General features: G+C 65.3%; 15 protein-coding genes. 7 read left to right on the top strand and 8 right to left on the bottom strand.

The features are described from left to right. Window positions 1-7 precede the first annotated feature (7 nt). The 7 genes from tmk (at window position 8) to BUA41_RS14500 (ending at window position 6,532) form a co-directional block, all read left to right on the top strand. Window positions 8-667, top strand: a complete 660-nt coding sequence (gene tmk / locus BUA41_RS14530; RefSeq protein WP_072824149.1) for a dTMP kinase — start codon at window positions 8-10, stop codon at window positions 665-667. After that, window positions 664-1,641 carry a DNA polymerase III subunit delta' gene (locus BUA41_RS14525; RefSeq protein ID WP_072824147.1) on the top strand — a complete coding sequence of 326 codons (978 nt, stop codon included), beginning with the start codon at window positions 664-666 and terminating at the stop codon, window positions 1,639-1,641. The genes tmk and BUA41_RS14525 overlap by 4 nt, the downstream gene beginning before the upstream one ends. Before the next feature lie 25 nt (window positions 1,642-1,666). After that, window positions 1,667-2,002 (top strand): PilZ domain-containing protein, encoded by a 336-nt coding sequence (locus BUA41_RS14520; RefSeq protein WP_072824145.1) that lies wholly within the window; start codon window positions 1,667-1,669, stop codon window positions 2,000-2,002. A 51-nt stretch (window positions 2,003-2,053) separates the two neighbouring features. Then, window positions 2,054-2,881 carry a TatD family hydrolase gene (locus tag BUA41_RS14515; RefSeq protein ID WP_072824143.1) on the top strand — a complete coding sequence of 276 codons (828 nt, stop codon included), beginning with the start codon at window positions 2,054-2,056 and terminating at the stop codon, window positions 2,879-2,881. Between the two features lie 49 nt (window positions 2,882-2,930). Beyond that, a complete protein-coding gene (locus BUA41_RS14510) occupies window positions 2,931-3,491 on the top strand; it encodes a DUF1285 domain-containing protein (RefSeq protein WP_072824141.1) in 561 nt (186 codons plus the stop codon). After that, window positions 3,488-5,695 (top strand): ATP-dependent helicase, encoded by a 2,208-nt coding sequence (locus BUA41_RS14505; RefSeq protein ID WP_072824139.1) that lies wholly within the window; start codon window positions 3,488-3,490, stop codon window positions 5,693-5,695. Before BUA41_RS14510 ends, BUA41_RS14505 begins: the two co-directional genes overlap by 4 nt. 75 nt (window positions 5,696-5,770) lie before the next feature. Next, window positions 5,771-6,532 (top strand): sulfurtransferase, encoded by a 762-nt coding sequence (locus BUA41_RS14500; protein WP_245791930.1) that lies wholly within the window; start codon window positions 5,771-5,773, stop codon window positions 6,530-6,532. A 23-nt stretch (window positions 6,533-6,555) separates the two neighbouring features. Here BUA41_RS14500 and BUA41_RS14495 read toward each other — a convergent pair whose 3' ends face one another. From BUA41_RS14495 to BUA41_RS14460, 8 genes are all read right to left on the bottom strand, one after another. Continuing rightward, on the bottom strand, window positions 6,556-7,335 hold the full coding sequence (locus BUA41_RS14495) for a hypothetical protein (RefSeq protein ID WP_084671639.1): 780 nt from the start codon (window positions 7,333-7,335) through the stop codon (window positions 6,556-6,558). Further along, the gene (locus tag BUA41_RS14490) at window positions 7,332-8,690 is read right to left on the bottom strand and encodes an amidase (RefSeq protein ID WP_072824137.1); all 1,359 of its coding nucleotides are present in this window, start codon (window positions 8,688-8,690) and stop codon (window positions 7,332-7,334) included. Before BUA41_RS14490 ends, BUA41_RS14495 begins: the two co-directional genes overlap by 4 nt. 11 nt (window positions 8,691-8,701) lie before the next feature. Then, window positions 8,702-9,376, bottom strand: coding sequence for a DUF2848 domain-containing protein (locus BUA41_RS14485; RefSeq protein WP_072824135.1), 675 nt, complete (start codon window positions 9,374-9,376; stop codon window positions 8,702-8,704). Window positions 9,377-9,408: 32 nt separating this feature from the next. After that, window positions 9,409-10,692 carry a TRAP transporter large permease gene (locus BUA41_RS14480; protein WP_072824133.1) on the bottom strand — a complete coding sequence of 428 codons (1,284 nt, stop codon included), beginning with the start codon at window positions 10,690-10,692 and terminating at the stop codon, window positions 9,409-9,411. Further along, window positions 10,689-11,285, bottom strand: coding sequence for a TRAP transporter small permease subunit (locus BUA41_RS14475; RefSeq protein ID WP_072824131.1), 597 nt, complete (start codon window positions 11,283-11,285; stop codon window positions 10,689-10,691). Before BUA41_RS14475 ends, BUA41_RS14480 begins: the two co-directional genes overlap by 4 nt. Window positions 11,286-11,344: 59 nt before the next feature. Beyond that, window positions 11,345-12,406, bottom strand: coding sequence for a TRAP transporter substrate-binding protein (locus tag BUA41_RS14470; protein ID WP_072824129.1), 1,062 nt, complete (start codon window positions 12,404-12,406; stop codon window positions 11,345-11,347). Between the two features lie 52 nt (window positions 12,407-12,458). Continuing rightward, complete coding sequence (locus BUA41_RS14465; RefSeq protein ID WP_072824127.1) at window positions 12,459-13,262, bottom strand: putative hydro-lyase; 804 nt, start codon at window positions 13,260-13,262, stop codon at window positions 12,459-12,461. A 273-nt stretch (window positions 13,263-13,535) separates the two neighbouring features. Continuing rightward, window positions 13,536-13,627, bottom strand: a 92-nt coding sequence (locus BUA41_RS14460; RefSeq protein ID WP_139249141.1) for a 4Fe-4S dicluster domain-containing protein, incomplete at its 5' end; no start/stop codon positions are given.

The following is a 13,627-nucleotide window of genomic DNA, read 5'->3' as shown; positions in this document are numbered from 1 at the left end:
GCACGCTATGTTGGATGAGAGTCGTTCGCCAGGACGTGGTCGCTTCATCACCCTCGAGGGCGGTGAAGGGGTCGGCAAGAGCACCAACCTCGGTTTTGTCTGCGAGTTCCTGGCACGGCGCGGGGTCGAGGTCGTGCGTACCCGGGAGCCCGGTGGGACGCCCCGTGCCGAGGCGATTCGACGCCTGCTTCTGGACCCCGCCGAGGAGGAGCCGCTGAGCGATGATGCCGAATTGCTGCTGATCTTCGCCGCCCGCGCCCAGCACCTCGAACGACTCGTTCGTCCGGCCCTGGCACGAGGGGCCTGGGTCGTCTGCGATCGCTTCACCGATGCCACCTTCGCCTACCAGGGTGGCGGACGCGGTATCGACAACGATGCCATCGCCACGTTGGAAACCCTGGTGCAGCGAGGACTGCAGCCGGATCTGACGCTACTGCTGGACATGCCGGTCGAGGCCGCGCAACGCCGGGTCAGCGAGCGTGGCAACGAGCGGGATCGCTTCGAACAGGAACGTGCGGACTTCTTCACCGCCGTGCGCAACGTCTATCTGCGGCGGGCATCCTCCCAGCCGGAGCGTTTCGCGATCATCGATGCCGCCCAGTCGCTCGAGGACGTTCAGCAGGCTATCGAAGCCTGTCTGCAAGACTGGTGGGGGGGCATGACGTGAGGCCGCTGCCCTGGCAACAGTCGTTGTGGACACGTCTGACTGGATTGCAGGAGGCCGGCCGACTGCCGCATGCCTTGCTGCTTTCCGGGCCGCATGGGGTGGGCAAGCAGGAACTGGCCGAGGCCTTGCTGGCCCGAACGCTGTGTCGTCGACCTGGCGAGGTCGCCTGTGGCGAATGCCATGACTGTCGCATGCTGCTGTCGGGCTACCATCCCGACCTGCTGCGGGTCTCTCCGGCGGAGAAGAGTCGCCAGATACGCATCGATCCGATTCGTGAGGTCAACCACTTCGTGGCACAGACGGCGCAGCAGGGCGGTTATCGCGTCATCCTTTTGCAGCCCGCCGAGGCGATGAACGTCGCCGCCGCCAACGCCTTGCTCAAGAGCCTGGAGGAGCCCGGGGAACGCACCCTGTTCATTCTGCTGGCGGATGTGCCCTCGCGCATGCTGGCGACTATCCGGTCCCGTTGCCAGCACTGGCCGCTTGGTGTTCCGGAGGCATCAGCGTGCCTGCCCTGGTTGAGCGACGCCCTGGGAGAGGGGGATGATGGGCAATTCTGGCTAAGGGTCTCGGGCGGATTGCCGTTACTAGCTAGAGAGCTGGCCAGTTCCGAATCCCGTGCGCTGCGCCAGGAACTGCAGGAGCTGTTCGATGCACTGGTGCGGGGGAGCGAACCGGTTGCCGAGGCCTCGCGTCTGGATCGCCAGGCCGTGGACCGCATCCTGTGGTACGGTATCACCTGGCTCGAGGATCTGATCCGCCTTGGCCTGTCCGGTGATACCGAACGCGTGCGCAACCTCGATCTGCTGCCTCTCTACCGTCAGGCGACCAAGAATGCGCGAGTGCAGGACTGGTTTCGCCTGCTCGACTATGCACGGGAGCAGCGGCGCCTGCTGGTGACGGGGAGCAACCCCAATCCGCAGCTGGTGCTCGAAGCCTGGCTGGTACGCTGGTCGGCGCTGCTGCGTTCCTAGAGCCCCTTGAGCCACGAGGCAACAAATGTCCGGAAAGAAAGCACTCTCCTTGAGTATCAAGAATACCCAGACCTTGCTCTCGGCCTACATGCCGATGCTCGAGCGAGGTGGCATCTTCGTTCCCACCCAGGAGCGTTACACCCTCGGCCAGGAGGTCTTTCTCCTCCTGACCCTGCCCGAGGAGAGCGAGCGTCTTCCCGTCACGGGGCAGGTGGTGTGGATCTCGCCCCCGGGGGTCTCGGGGCGCCGCATGCCGGGCATCGGCATCCATTTCAGTGCCGAGGACCAGGCGGTGCGCGACCGCATCGAGAGCCAACTGGCCGGGCAGCTCAACAAGGGAGCCCCCACCTACACGCTTTGAGCGCTGTGAAGGGGACACGTTTTCATTTCCTGACACGAGTGTTGTTTGCGCATGTTTGTCGACTCCCATTGTCATCTCGACCGTCTCGATCTCAAGGCGCATTCGGGGGATCTGAATGCGGCCCTGGACGCCGCCCGCGAGCGGGAGGTGCGCCAGTTTCTTGCCATCGCCGTCACCCTCGAGGATGTCGAGACGCTGGCCGGGATTGCGCGAGCACACGAGGACGTCGCCATCTCGGCCGGTGTCCATCCGCTGCACCGAGTCGCGCGCGAACCCAGTGTCGAGGAGATCAAGGCCTGCGCCGAACGCTTCGACGTGGTGGCCATCGGTGAAACCGGGCTCGACTATCACTACGACACCATCCCCCGAGAAGTGCAGTTCGAGCGTTTCAGGCGTCATCTCCAGGCGGCTACCGAGCTCGAGTTGCCGGTCATCGTGCATACGCGAGACGCCAGGGATGAGACGCTCTCGTTGATTCGCGAGCACACCGACCCGGCCGTCGGCGGCGTGCTGCACTGTTTCACCGAGGAACTCGACATGGCACGCCAGGCCGTGGCTCACGGCTTCTTCATCTCCCTGTCGGGCATCGTGACGTTTCGCAACGCCGAGGCGATTCGCGAATTGGCGCGGGCGATCCCGCTGGATCGGCTGCTGATCGAGACCGACAGCCCGTACCTGGCGCCGGTACCGCATCGCGGCAAGCCGAACGAACCCCAGTGGGTGGTGGAGGTTGCCGACTGTATCGCCCGGGAGCGAGGCATCAGCCTCGACGAGGTGGCGATGCAGACCACGGTCAATTTCTACCGTCTCTTTCGTGCCGCCGCGCCCCAGGCATCGGAAGAGATGCGACAGGCACTGACAGACGCTAATCTGATGTAACCAACTCGTTTAGGCATGTCGTCTGACCCATGTCAGTCAGGGAGGAGCCATGGCGCTGGAACCGTTACTGTCGCATGTCGAACCCGGTGGCAAGATACCGCCGGTCGATCAGTGGAACCCCGAGCACAGCGGTGACATGGACCTCGTGATCCGCAGTGACGGCACCTGGATACATGAAGGCGCGCCCATCCAGCGACCGCGTCTCTTGCGCCTGCTGTCGACGCTATTGCGTCGCGAGGCCGATGGGGCATATTGCCTGGTCACCCCGGTGGAGAAGATGCACATTCGCGTCGAGGACCGTCCCTTCCTGATCGTCGATGCCGAACCCGAGCAGTCGGGAGAGGTGACGCTCTGGCACCTCACCACCAACATGGGGGATCGGCTCGACCTGGGCCATGAGCATCGCCTGGTCGTCAGCCAGACCCCGGAAGGCGAGCCGGTGCCGGAAGTCAGCGTGCGCTTTGGTCTTGGAGCCCGCTTCAACCGCAACGTCTACTATCGCCTGGTCGAGCTCGCCGAGCATCGCCAGGTGAGGGACCAGACCGAACTGGGCCTCGTCAGCCAGGGCGTGTGGCAGCCCCTGGGCGTCCTCGACGCGGGATCGTCGTGAACCTGACGGCCGAACAGCACGCGGTGGTTGCCCATGAGCGAGGGCACGCGCGGGTCGCGGCGGTGGCGGGTGCCGGCAAGACCACCACCATGGTGGCCCGGGTCCTGCATCTGCTGGCCCAGGGGGTGCCGGCCCGGCGTATTCTGGTGCTGATGTTCAACCGCGCCGCCCGGGAGGACTTCACGTCCAAGCTCGCCGCGCTGGCACCTGCCGGGCAAGCGTTGCCCGAGGTGCGGACCTTCCACTCCATCGGTCATCGCCTGACCCAAAGCCTGACCCGCTGGGGACGACTCGCTCCCCGGGAATTGCTGGCGGACTGGCAGCGTGAGCGCCTGCTGCGTCAGGCCGCCATGCGGGCTCTGGAAACCGCCGAGGAGAGCGCGCGGGAGGCGGCCCTGGAGCCCGAGCGCCTCGAGGCGCTCAGCCATTTCTGCGAGCTGGTCAAGGCCGAGATGATGCCGCCGGCGACACTCTACGACCGGCTCGACTTCGGTCCGGACACCGGCCATTTCATCGACGCCTTCGAGCAGCTGGAGTCGCTGCTCGAACAGCACGGGCAGATGACCTATGCCGACCTGCTCTACCGTCCACTGCGCTGCCTCGAAGGCGACAGCGCGGTACGCAACCGCGTGCAGGGCTTTCTCGACCATGTCATCGTCGACGAGTATCAGGACATCAACGAGGCGCAACAGCGACTGCTGGCGGTGCTGGCGGGGCGCCAGGCCGATGTGATGGTGGTGGGGGATGCCAACCAGTGCATCTACGAGTGGCGAGGTGCCCGCCCCGATTACATGCTCGAGCGTTTCACCGCGAGCTTCGGCGCGGCCTCCGACTACCCGCTGTCGGCCACCTTTCGTCATGGGCACGCCCTGGCCCTGAGCGCCAACCACGCCATAAGCGCCAATCGTCGTCGACCCGATCAGCTCTGTGTGGCGGCCCCGGGCAATCCTCTCACCAGCATCGATACCGGGCAGGGCGGTGGACGCCTGATCGAGGAACTGACGAACTGGCAACGCGGCGGCCGTTCTCTGGTTCAGGCCTGTATCCTGGTGAGAAGCTGGTCCCTGTCGGTCTCTGTGCAGTTGCAGTTGCTGCGCGCCGGCATCCCCTTTCGTCTGTCCCGGGATGATCGCTTCGTCTTTCGCCTGCCGCTGGTGCAGGCCCTGGCGGGCTATCTTCGCCTGGCCCGCGAGCCTCGCCTGCTGCAGGACCCCGGGCATCTGTTGCTGCTGCTGTCGCAGCCCACTCCCTTCGTGGCCCGGGAGCGACTGCAGAGACTGGCACTGCGTCTGGCGGAGAGCCAACGCTGGCCCGAGCGTCACGACCCTCTGCTGGCAGGCCTCAAGCCGATGCAGCGGCGCAATCTCAAGCGCCGCTGGGAACTGCTCTGCGAACTGCCCAGGCTGGCGGCCCTGCCGCCGGCGCGCTTGCTCGAGCTGATCGTCGAACGTCTCGATGCCGAAAAGGTGCTCAAGCGAGCCGCGGCGCGCCGTGAAAAGGGCGAGGAGGACGTCCGCCTGCTCGATGTGCTGATCGAACAGGCGGACGAACTCGTCCAGGCGCCGGAAGATTTCATCGACCTGCTTCATCGCCCGGTCGAGAATCGAACCGATGGGGTGTTGATCACCACGGTGCATGGTGCCAAGGGATTGGAGTGGCCCTGGGTGGCACTGTGGGGCGCGAACGAGGAGGACTTTCCGCATTACAGCCGGGACAACCCCCTGGACGACGAGCGGCTGGAAGAGGAGCGCCGGCTGTTCTATGTGGCGATAACGCGGGCTCGGGAGCGTCTTCTGATGCTGCACGACGGCGGTGAACACCGCCCGAGCCGCTTCATCGCCGAAAGCGCCTGGGAAGATGGCAACCGCGTCGCCCGAGCGTTGCGCGATGGCACGACGACGGCCGTGGAAGTCGGGTCACCGGAACTCGTTGCTCGCTACCTCGCCGCGTCGGGAGCGACACTCCCCCTGGCGTCGGCGAGACAGGCAAGTGCCATTGCCGCGAGCAGTCGAGAGGGGGTCGACGATCTCTATACCCCCGGTCAGCGGGTGTTGCATGAAGTATTCGGTGCCGGCGAGATCGTGCTTGTCGAAGGCAACCCTTCCAATCCGGTAATCGAGGTGCGCTTCACGAATGCCGGGCGTCGTCGCCTGATCGCACGGCGTGCCCCCCTCAAGCGCCTGCAGGGAGAACCCATGCCATGACCGTCAACCTGACACCGTGGCCATTGATCGATGCGACGACATTGCACAAGGCCATCGCTTCGGGCGAGCCTCCATGTGTCCTGGATTGCCGGGCCCGCCTGGACGACACGGACGCCGGACGTCGTCTATGGGAAGCCGGGCACATCCCCGGCAGTCGGCATCTCGATCTGGATCGCGACCTGGCTGCCCGGCCCGGAGCAGGGGGGGCGACATCCATTGCCGACCGAAGCCGCCTTTACCGCTGTCTTGCAGCACCTGGGAATTTCACCGACGACCCCGATCGTCGTCTACGACGACATGGGCGGCCAGATGGCTGCGGCACGGGCCTGGTGGATGCTGCACTGCTGGGCGGGGCATCCCGGCGTACGCTTGCTCGATGGCGGCCTGCTGGCCTGGCAGCACGAGGGGGGCGAGATGACCCAGGCGACGAGTGACGTTTCACCCAGCGACTGGCGGCCGAACTTCGACGATGCCCGGCTGGTCGCTGCCGACACACTGCTGTCGACGTCCGATATCCTGGTCGATGCCCGGTCCCTGGAGCGCTTTCGCGGCGAGGCCGAGCCCGTCGACCCGGTGGCCGGGCATATTCCCGGCGCGATCTGCCGGCCTTGTGGAGCCAACCTGACCCCCAGCGGCTATTTCAAGAGCGCCGAGGAACTCGATGATGAACTGCCCCGGGAGGAACACGCGATCAGCTATTGCGGGTCCGGGGTGACCGCCTGTCACAACATTGTCGCCTATGCCATCGCCGGTCGTCCCTTGCCACGCTTGTACGCCGGCTCCTGGAGCCACTGGATTCGCGACCCGCAGCGACCCGTGGCCACGGCAGGAGGATAGAAGCATGGGGTCGACAGTCGCCTTCAGCGTTCGTGGCCCTGGCGAGTCGCCAGCAGAAGGAGTGCGCTCACGCCCAGCGAGGCCGCCAGGGCGAGATAGAAGGCAATGATGCCGCCGAGGGCACGCGCGGTGATCGCCTCGGTGGCGGCAAAGGCGACCAGGCTCAACATGCCGCTCTGGGCCGTGGTGACCGTGGCGCGGGCGACCGGTGCACCGAAGCGTTGATGAAGGGTGAAGGCGATCACCAGAAAGCCCACCGGGAAGCCGATCAGCATGCCTGAAACATCGGGGCCTGCTTGGGTGGCGGCGGTGGTGGCAACGCCGACAAGGGCGCCGGCGATCACACCGCGCAACAGCAGATCCGACCAGCGGGAAGGTGCACGCACCCTTGCCTGGGGCAGCCGAAGCCAGTACTTCAGCCCCAGGGCCAACGCAAACACCGCGGCATAGGTCACCAGGGCGATCCCGTAGCCTCCCGGCAACCGCGCGAACACGGCGGCGCCCGCCATCCAGGCGAGCAATGCCATGGAAAGGCTTGCCAGCGCAGCGAATCGACCCGCCGCCAGTACGTAGGCGATCGTGAACAGCAAGGTGGCCGCCAGCGCGTGCAGCGTCGAGACAGCGGCCTCGGCAATGAAAGCGGCTTCCTGTTCGCGCCCCAGGAAGAAGAACGCGGGACCCAGCACGATGGGAGTGCCGGCGACGATGCCGCCGAGACGCGGACCGACATGCGCCACGGTCAACGTGACGGCGATGACCACCACCGCGGTCAACAGCATCTTGATCACCAGGGCGATGATCACGGTGTCGCGTCTTGGGGCCTTCCTGACGAGGCCAGCACCGCTTCTACCCCCGCGGCCTGGCGCAGCAAGGCATGGTCCATGCCGTTGCGCGCCATCAGCATCAAGCCCACCGGCAGCTCGTCGGGCCAGTGGCAGGGCAGGGAGATGGCGCACAGATCCAGCAGATTCCCGGCCGTCGGATTGCGCAGCACCAGCAGGTTCGTGCGGCTGTAGTCCTCGTCCTGCTCGAGTGCCACGAACAGGGGCGGCACTACCGGTACAGTCGGCGAAACCAGGGCATCGACGTCCTGCAGCAGCCGATCCATCCGCGCGACCTGGAAGCGACGGCGGCGCTGGAGTTCCAGGTAGTCGGCGGCGGAGAGATCGGCGCCGCGCTGGATGCGCGATCCCACCCGCGGATCGTAGCGGTCGCAATGCTCGGCAAGCCAGTCGCGATGCACATGATAGCTCTCGGCGGCGGTGAAGCCGCCACCCTCGAGAAGCTCCGGGAGTTCAAGCAGTTGCGGCAGGGGTATCTCCCGGATCACCGCGCCTGCCGCGCTCAGGCTGGCGAGCGCACGCTCGAAGGCCACCGCGACCGTGCTGTCGATGTCCTCGAGCAGGTAATGACCGGGCACGGCGAGTCGCAGACCCTTGACCGAATCGAGCCCCGGCGCTGGCATCGGTTCGCCACTCAGGACCGCATCCAGCCGCGCGCAACAGTCGACCGACGGGGCGATGGGGCCGATCGAGTCGAGGGAACAGGAGAGAGGGAGCGCCCCCTCCAGCGGCACACGATACTGCGAGGGCTTGAACCCCACGAGCCCGCAGAAGGCTGCCGGGATGCGCACGGAGCCACCGGTATCGGTCCCCAGCGCTGCCGCGGCCATGCCTTCGGCAACGGCGACCGCGGCACCGGAGGAGGAGCCGCCGGGAATGCGACCGGGTGCCACGGGGTTATCGGGAGTGCCGTAATGCGGATTGAGGCCGAGCCCCGAATAGGCGAACTCGGTCATGTTGGTGTGCCCGGTGAGAATGGCGCCAGACTGGCGGAGCCGCTCCACGGCGCTGGCATCGCGGGTGGCCGGTGGGGCATCCGCCAATAGCCGCGAGCCGGCATGGGTCACCGCACCCGTGACGTCGAAAAGTGCCTTGATGGCGATGGGCAGGCCGGCCAGGGGCCCCTGGGGAAGCGCCTCGCGGTACAACCGGTCACATGCCTCGGCTTGCGCGCGAGCGCTCGCCTCGAACAGTGCCGTGTGAATGCGGCCGTCGTCGCGTTCGGCGATGCGCGCGAGGCAGTCGTCGAGCAACTCGGTGGCGTTGTGCTGGCGCGACTGGAGCCTTTTAAGAAGCGTGTTCAGCGTGGGATGCATGGCATGACTCGTCAGCTGATTATCGGCAGGGTTTGCACGGTATAGCGGTGTTCGATCCGCTGGCCTCGCACCGGATCGATCAGGGCCATCTCGAAGCGTTCCATCGCGCGTGGACCGCCGATCACCGGCAGCGTGCCGCAGAGCATGGCGACCCCCGGAGGCAGTGACACCGTGGATTGACCATAGCGGGCGAGCAGATCGGCAGGGGGCAGCAGGCTGGCGACACTGCCCTGCTGATAGAGCATGTGCTGCCCGTCGATCAGGGCATGGGATTCGAGTTGCAGGTCGTCCCAGTGCGGCAATACCTCCTCGAGGGGCCAGAGCATCCGTCCCATCGGCTTGGGGCAGACCTGCTTGGAATGCGCCACCGACCAGGTCTCGGCATCGCGATCCGTGTGATCCGAGGCGATGCCCACCAGCGTGCCCGCGTCGGTGCCGACCAGCAGCACCTCGGCCTCGCCACTGCTGGCGTTGCCGAGCACCTGGATGATCTCCTCGCAGGTACCCAGACTCGCGCCTACCCGATAGAAGAGCGGCGTCTCCGAGGGCGCCTTGACCCCGAGCGCCTTCAATTCCTCGATATGTTCCTGGATGGACGCGTCGTCGCGCCCGGACCACCCCGCGATGACGAGCTCTTCGATGTCGATGGACAGGGAACCGCTGTTGCCGACTGTGAAAGTGGTCATGGTGCTCTCCATTGTGTGGAAGTGTTGGGTCATCAGCCGAGAATCGACGGCAGATACAGGGCGATGCCCGGCAACAGCACGAGCAACATGGCGACGAGGATCATGATCACGACATAGGGAATGGCGCCGACCATGACATCATTGAGTACGCCGCGCTTGCGCACGCTCTGCACGACGTAGAGGTTCAGGCCCACCGGTGGCGTGATCAGTGCCATCTCGATCAGCAGGATCAGCAGGATGCCGAACCAGACGGGATCGAATCCCTGAGCGATGATGATCGGTGCCACGATGGGGATGGTAATGACCATCAGCGAGAGCGTTTCGACGAAGAAGCCGAGCACCACATAGAGCAGGATGACCATCATCAGCGTGCCGTAAGGGCCTAGTCCGGCACCTTCGATGAAAGCATTGAGATCGTCGGTGACTCCCGCCGACGCGAGCACGAAATTGAGAAAATAGGAGGTGATGATGATCAGCATGACCATCGCCGTGGTCCGCATCGTGCCATCGATGGCCTCTATCATGACGCGCAGGTTCAGGCGCCGCATGCCTGCCGCGATCGCCAGCGCGCCCACTACCCCCAGCGCAGCCGCTTCAGTCGGCGTGGCCCAGCCGGCATAGATCGATCCGACCACCAGCGCGAACAAGGTCAGCACCGGCACCAGATGACGCAACCCCCCGATGCGCTGGCTCCAAGTATGGTGGCGCTTCGGACCGCCGAGTGTCGGCCAGATCGCACAGAGCAGGGCGCTGCCCAGGATGAACAGCAGCGCAAGCAGGAGACCGGGAATCAAGCCGGCGGCAAACAGCCGGGGGATCGAGGTTTCGGTCAGAAAGCCATAGACGATCAGGTTGATCGAGGGGGGGATCATGATGCCCAGTGTCCCGCCGGCGGCGATGGAGCCGGCAAAGAGTCGCTCGTCGTAGCCGAGCGCCCGGGCCTGGGGCATGGCGACCGTACCGATGGTGGCGGCGGTGGCCACGCTGGAACCCGAGGTCGCGGAAAAGAGGGTGGCGGTCCCGATATTGGCATGCAGCAATCCCCCGGGCAGCCAGGAAAGCCAGGATTCGAGCGTTTCGTAGGTCGTGCGCGCCACGCCGGTGCGAACCAGTATCTCGCCGAGAAGAATGAACAACGGGATCGCGATCAGCAGGAAGCTGTCGGAGGCGGTCCAGAGGACATCGCCCAGGGCACGGTGCAAGGGGAACGCCGAGAAGAACTCGTCGAGAAACAAGGCAAGCGCCATCAGGGTGGCGGCCACGGGGATGCTCAAGAACAGCAGCACGAGCAGGACGATCAGCGCGATGGCGATCATGGCATGTCCTCCGCGGTTTCCGACTCGATCTGGTCATCCAGGGTCGGGCTGCCGGCAAGACGCTGCACCTGTTCGGGCTGGCGCGCCAGAAGTGCCAGCAGCACACGCAGCAGCAGCACGGTGACGGCGGCGCTGAACCAGAGCATGCCACCGGCCCACAGCCACTGCGGTATCCATAGCGGTGTCTGCAGTGGCGTGTTGGCGAGCGAGCCCTGAGCATAGGAGTGCGAGGCGACTCCCAGGACGGCGCCGGCCACGAAGACGCAGAATAGCCCCAGTGAGGCGAGGGCCACGAGATCGAGTATCGCCCGCGCGGTGAGAGGCAGGCGCAGATAGACCAGGTCGATGCGGATATGAGCCTTGCGGAACAGGGCATGGGCGAAGGACCAGCTGGCACTGATCGCCAGCACATAGCCGGAGAGCTCGGTCGAGGCGCCAAGGGAGCGCCCCCAGATGCCGCGCGAGATGACCTCGAGGGTGACCATGCCCACGGTGAGCAGGATCAAAAGCCCGCCGAAGCGGGCCAGCCACAGCGAGCCCGTGTCCATCACCGCTATCAGGCGATCGAGCCAATCGGTGAGTCGTGTGAGCATGGCGACTCCGGAGTCGGTGGGAGTTGAAAGGGGCCATCGCGACGTCTGCGTCCGGCCGATCACCGTTCGCTGGCGGTGACGCCGGTGACCTCGCCGATGGTCTCGTTCCAGCGGGCGACGTCGTCTGCATCGACGCGCCCGACCCAGGCGGGCAGCACCTGTTCCTCGAGCATGCGCTGCGCCAGGTCGAAGTCTTCCTCCGAGGCTTCCACCAGCGTCATGTCACCCGGCTCGCCTTGTGCGCACTCTCCGTTACCGGTCAGGCAGGCGATCCCTTCTTCGACTTCCCGGGCCGCGTTGTCCCATACCGGCTGCTCGTAGTGCTGCTCGACCTGCCGGAGCAGCCACTCCTGAAGCTCTGCCGCCATGCCTTCCCATGCCTCGCCATTCATGGCGGTGACCACGTAATCCCAGCCACCGACCGGCAATGGGTAGAGATGAGTCGAGACCTCGTACCAGCCGGCGCTGTAGCCCGACAGCGACCCGGTGACGGCGCAATCGATGACACCGCGTTGCAGCGCACCCGGTACCTCGCTGAAGGCCAGGGTGATGCCCTCGGCGCCTACCGATTCGAGGAACTCGGCGGTGCTGCGGCCGCTCGCCCGGATCTTCTTGCCTTCCAGGGACGCCAGCCCATCGATCTCGGCGTTGCAGAACACCACCTGGGGCGGGTAGGGGACGGCCGCGATCAGCTTCGCCCCGCCGAAACGTTCGCTGAGGATATCGTCGAGCACGGGTTTGTAGGCCCTGACCACATCCCGCGCGTTCTCCAGCTCTGGCGCGATCATGGGCATGTCCATGCCCTCGAGCTCGGGAGCGTCGGAGACCGTATAGTCGCCCACCGTCGAGCCGATATCGAAAACCCCCTTGGAGAGCAGGCTGAAGACCTCTCCCCCCTTGAGTCCCATCTGGTCGAAGGTGGTGACATCGACCTGCACCTGGCCGTCGGAAGCCTCGGTGAGATGCTGCCCCCAGAACGGCTGCTCGAAATCCTTGTAGAGCGTCAGACTGCTCCAGCTGCCGACATAGGACAGGGTGGTCGAGGGTAGTTCCTGCGCCGGGATGGCGCCCGCGGCCAATATGGTGGCCAGGGTCAAGGTGCCAAGCAGGTGGGTCTTCATTGTTCGTCTCCCGAGTGAGTGGAGTTTGTTGTTGTCGATGTTGTTGTCAGTTCTAGAGTAGAGCAAGCTGCGTATCGTGCATGTCGGTGACCAGCATGTGGCCAGGGCTATGGGTGATGGCAAAGGGCAGGCGAGCCCGCTCCAACGCACGCTGCGGGGTCACCCCGCAGGCCCAGAAAACCGGAATCTCGTCTGACTCGATGGGCACCGGATCGCCATAGTCGGGTGCCGCGAGATCCCGGATGCCGATAGCCTCCGGGAAGGCCAGATGGATCGGTGCGCCGTGCACCTGGGGATAGCGCGTGCAGATCTGGATCGCTCGAATCGCGTCGGCGGGGCGCAGCGGTCGCATGGAAACCACCATGTCGCCCTCGAAGGGGCCGGCGGCCTGCAGGGGAATGTCGGTATGGTACATGGCGACGTTGCGGCCGAGCGTCACATGGCGCAGCGGGATGCCGTCGGCGATGAGGGCATGCTCGAAGGTGAAGGAGCAGCCCAGCACGAAGCTCACCAGGTCGTCGCGCCAGAGATCGGCGACGTCGAGAGGCTCGGACACGGCCTCGCCATCTCGAAACAGGCGATAGCGAGGGAGGTCGCGGGCGATGTCGAGATCGATGCCCACCCCGTCGATATGTCGCTCGCCGGGCTCGGAGACCGCCAGCAGCGGGCATGGACGGGGGTTGGCCTGGCAGAAGCGCAGAAACGCCATGGCATCGCGTTCCGGAAGGATCACCAGGTTCGCCTGGACGAAGCCCTGTGCCAGGCCGGCGGTCGGCCTGGCAAGCTCGCCGTGGCGTGCCGCCAGGCGAACACGGTGTCCATCACTTCGTCTGAGGCGGTGCTCGGTATCGACCATGAAGAGGTTCCTTCGTTTCTCCTCCTTAGGGAAATACTGAATAAAGGCCTGCGCGTCTCAATCACTGCGTTACGCGGTGCTCGGATTCCTCACATATATCGAATATGCTCCGGTTCCTGTGCTCCGGGCGCCTTGTGCTTGAGTCGCTCGTCGATTTATTCAGCACTTCCTTAAGGTTTAGGCCAGGATAACGATTAGAACCAATTCCATTGCGGATCGGGAAGGAGCGAAAACGCCGGACCATGTCACCATGGGCCGGCGTCGCTGCCCAGATTACATGTTGGGGTAGTTGGGCCCGCCGCCGCCCTCCGGCGCCACCCAGGTGATGTTCTGGGCCGGGTCCTTGATGTCGCAGGTCTTGCAGT

This window comes from Modicisalibacter ilicicola DSM 19980, assembly GCF_900128925.1.
Lineage (GTDB): Bacteria > Pseudomonadota > Gammaproteobacteria > Pseudomonadales > Halomonadaceae > Modicisalibacter > Modicisalibacter ilicicola.
Note: the sequence above shows the minus strand (reverse complement) of the source record. Positions and strands in the feature narration are given on the sequence as shown.

Coding starts and splice junctions, on each gene's coding strand:
- tmk (WP_072824149.1), top strand. CDS start 8: ATGTTGGATGAGAGTCGTTCGCCAGGACGTGGTCGCTTCATCACCCTC.
- BUA41_RS14520 (WP_072824145.1), top strand. CDS start 1,667: ATGTCCGGAAAGAAAGCACTCTCCTTGAGTATCAAGAATACCCAGACC.
- BUA41_RS14515 (WP_072824143.1), top strand. CDS start 2,054: ATGTTTGTCGACTCCCATTGTCATCTCGACCGTCTCGATCTCAAGGCG.
- BUA41_RS14510 (WP_072824141.1), top strand. CDS start 2,931: ATGGCGCTGGAACCGTTACTGTCGCATGTCGAACCCGGTGGCAAGATA.
- BUA41_RS14490 (WP_072824137.1), bottom strand. CDS start 8,690: ATGCATCCCACGCTGAACACGCTTCTTAAAAGGCTCCAGTCGCGCCAG.
- BUA41_RS14485 (WP_072824135.1), bottom strand. CDS start 9,376: ATGACCACTTTCACAGTCGGCAACAGCGGTTCCCTGTCCATCGACATC.
- BUA41_RS14480 (WP_072824133.1), bottom strand. CDS start 10,692: ATGATCGCCATCGCGCTGATCGTCCTGCTCGTGCTGCTGTTCTTGAGC.
- BUA41_RS14475 (WP_072824131.1), bottom strand. CDS start 11,285: ATGCTCACACGACTCACCGATTGGCTCGATCGCCTGATAGCGGTGATG.
- BUA41_RS14470 (WP_072824129.1), bottom strand. CDS start 12,406: ATGAAGACCCACCTGCTTGGCACCTTGACCCTGGCCACCATATTGGCC.
- BUA41_RS14465 (WP_072824127.1), bottom strand. CDS start 13,262: ATGGTCGATACCGAGCACCGCCTCAGACGAAGTGATGGACACCGTGTT.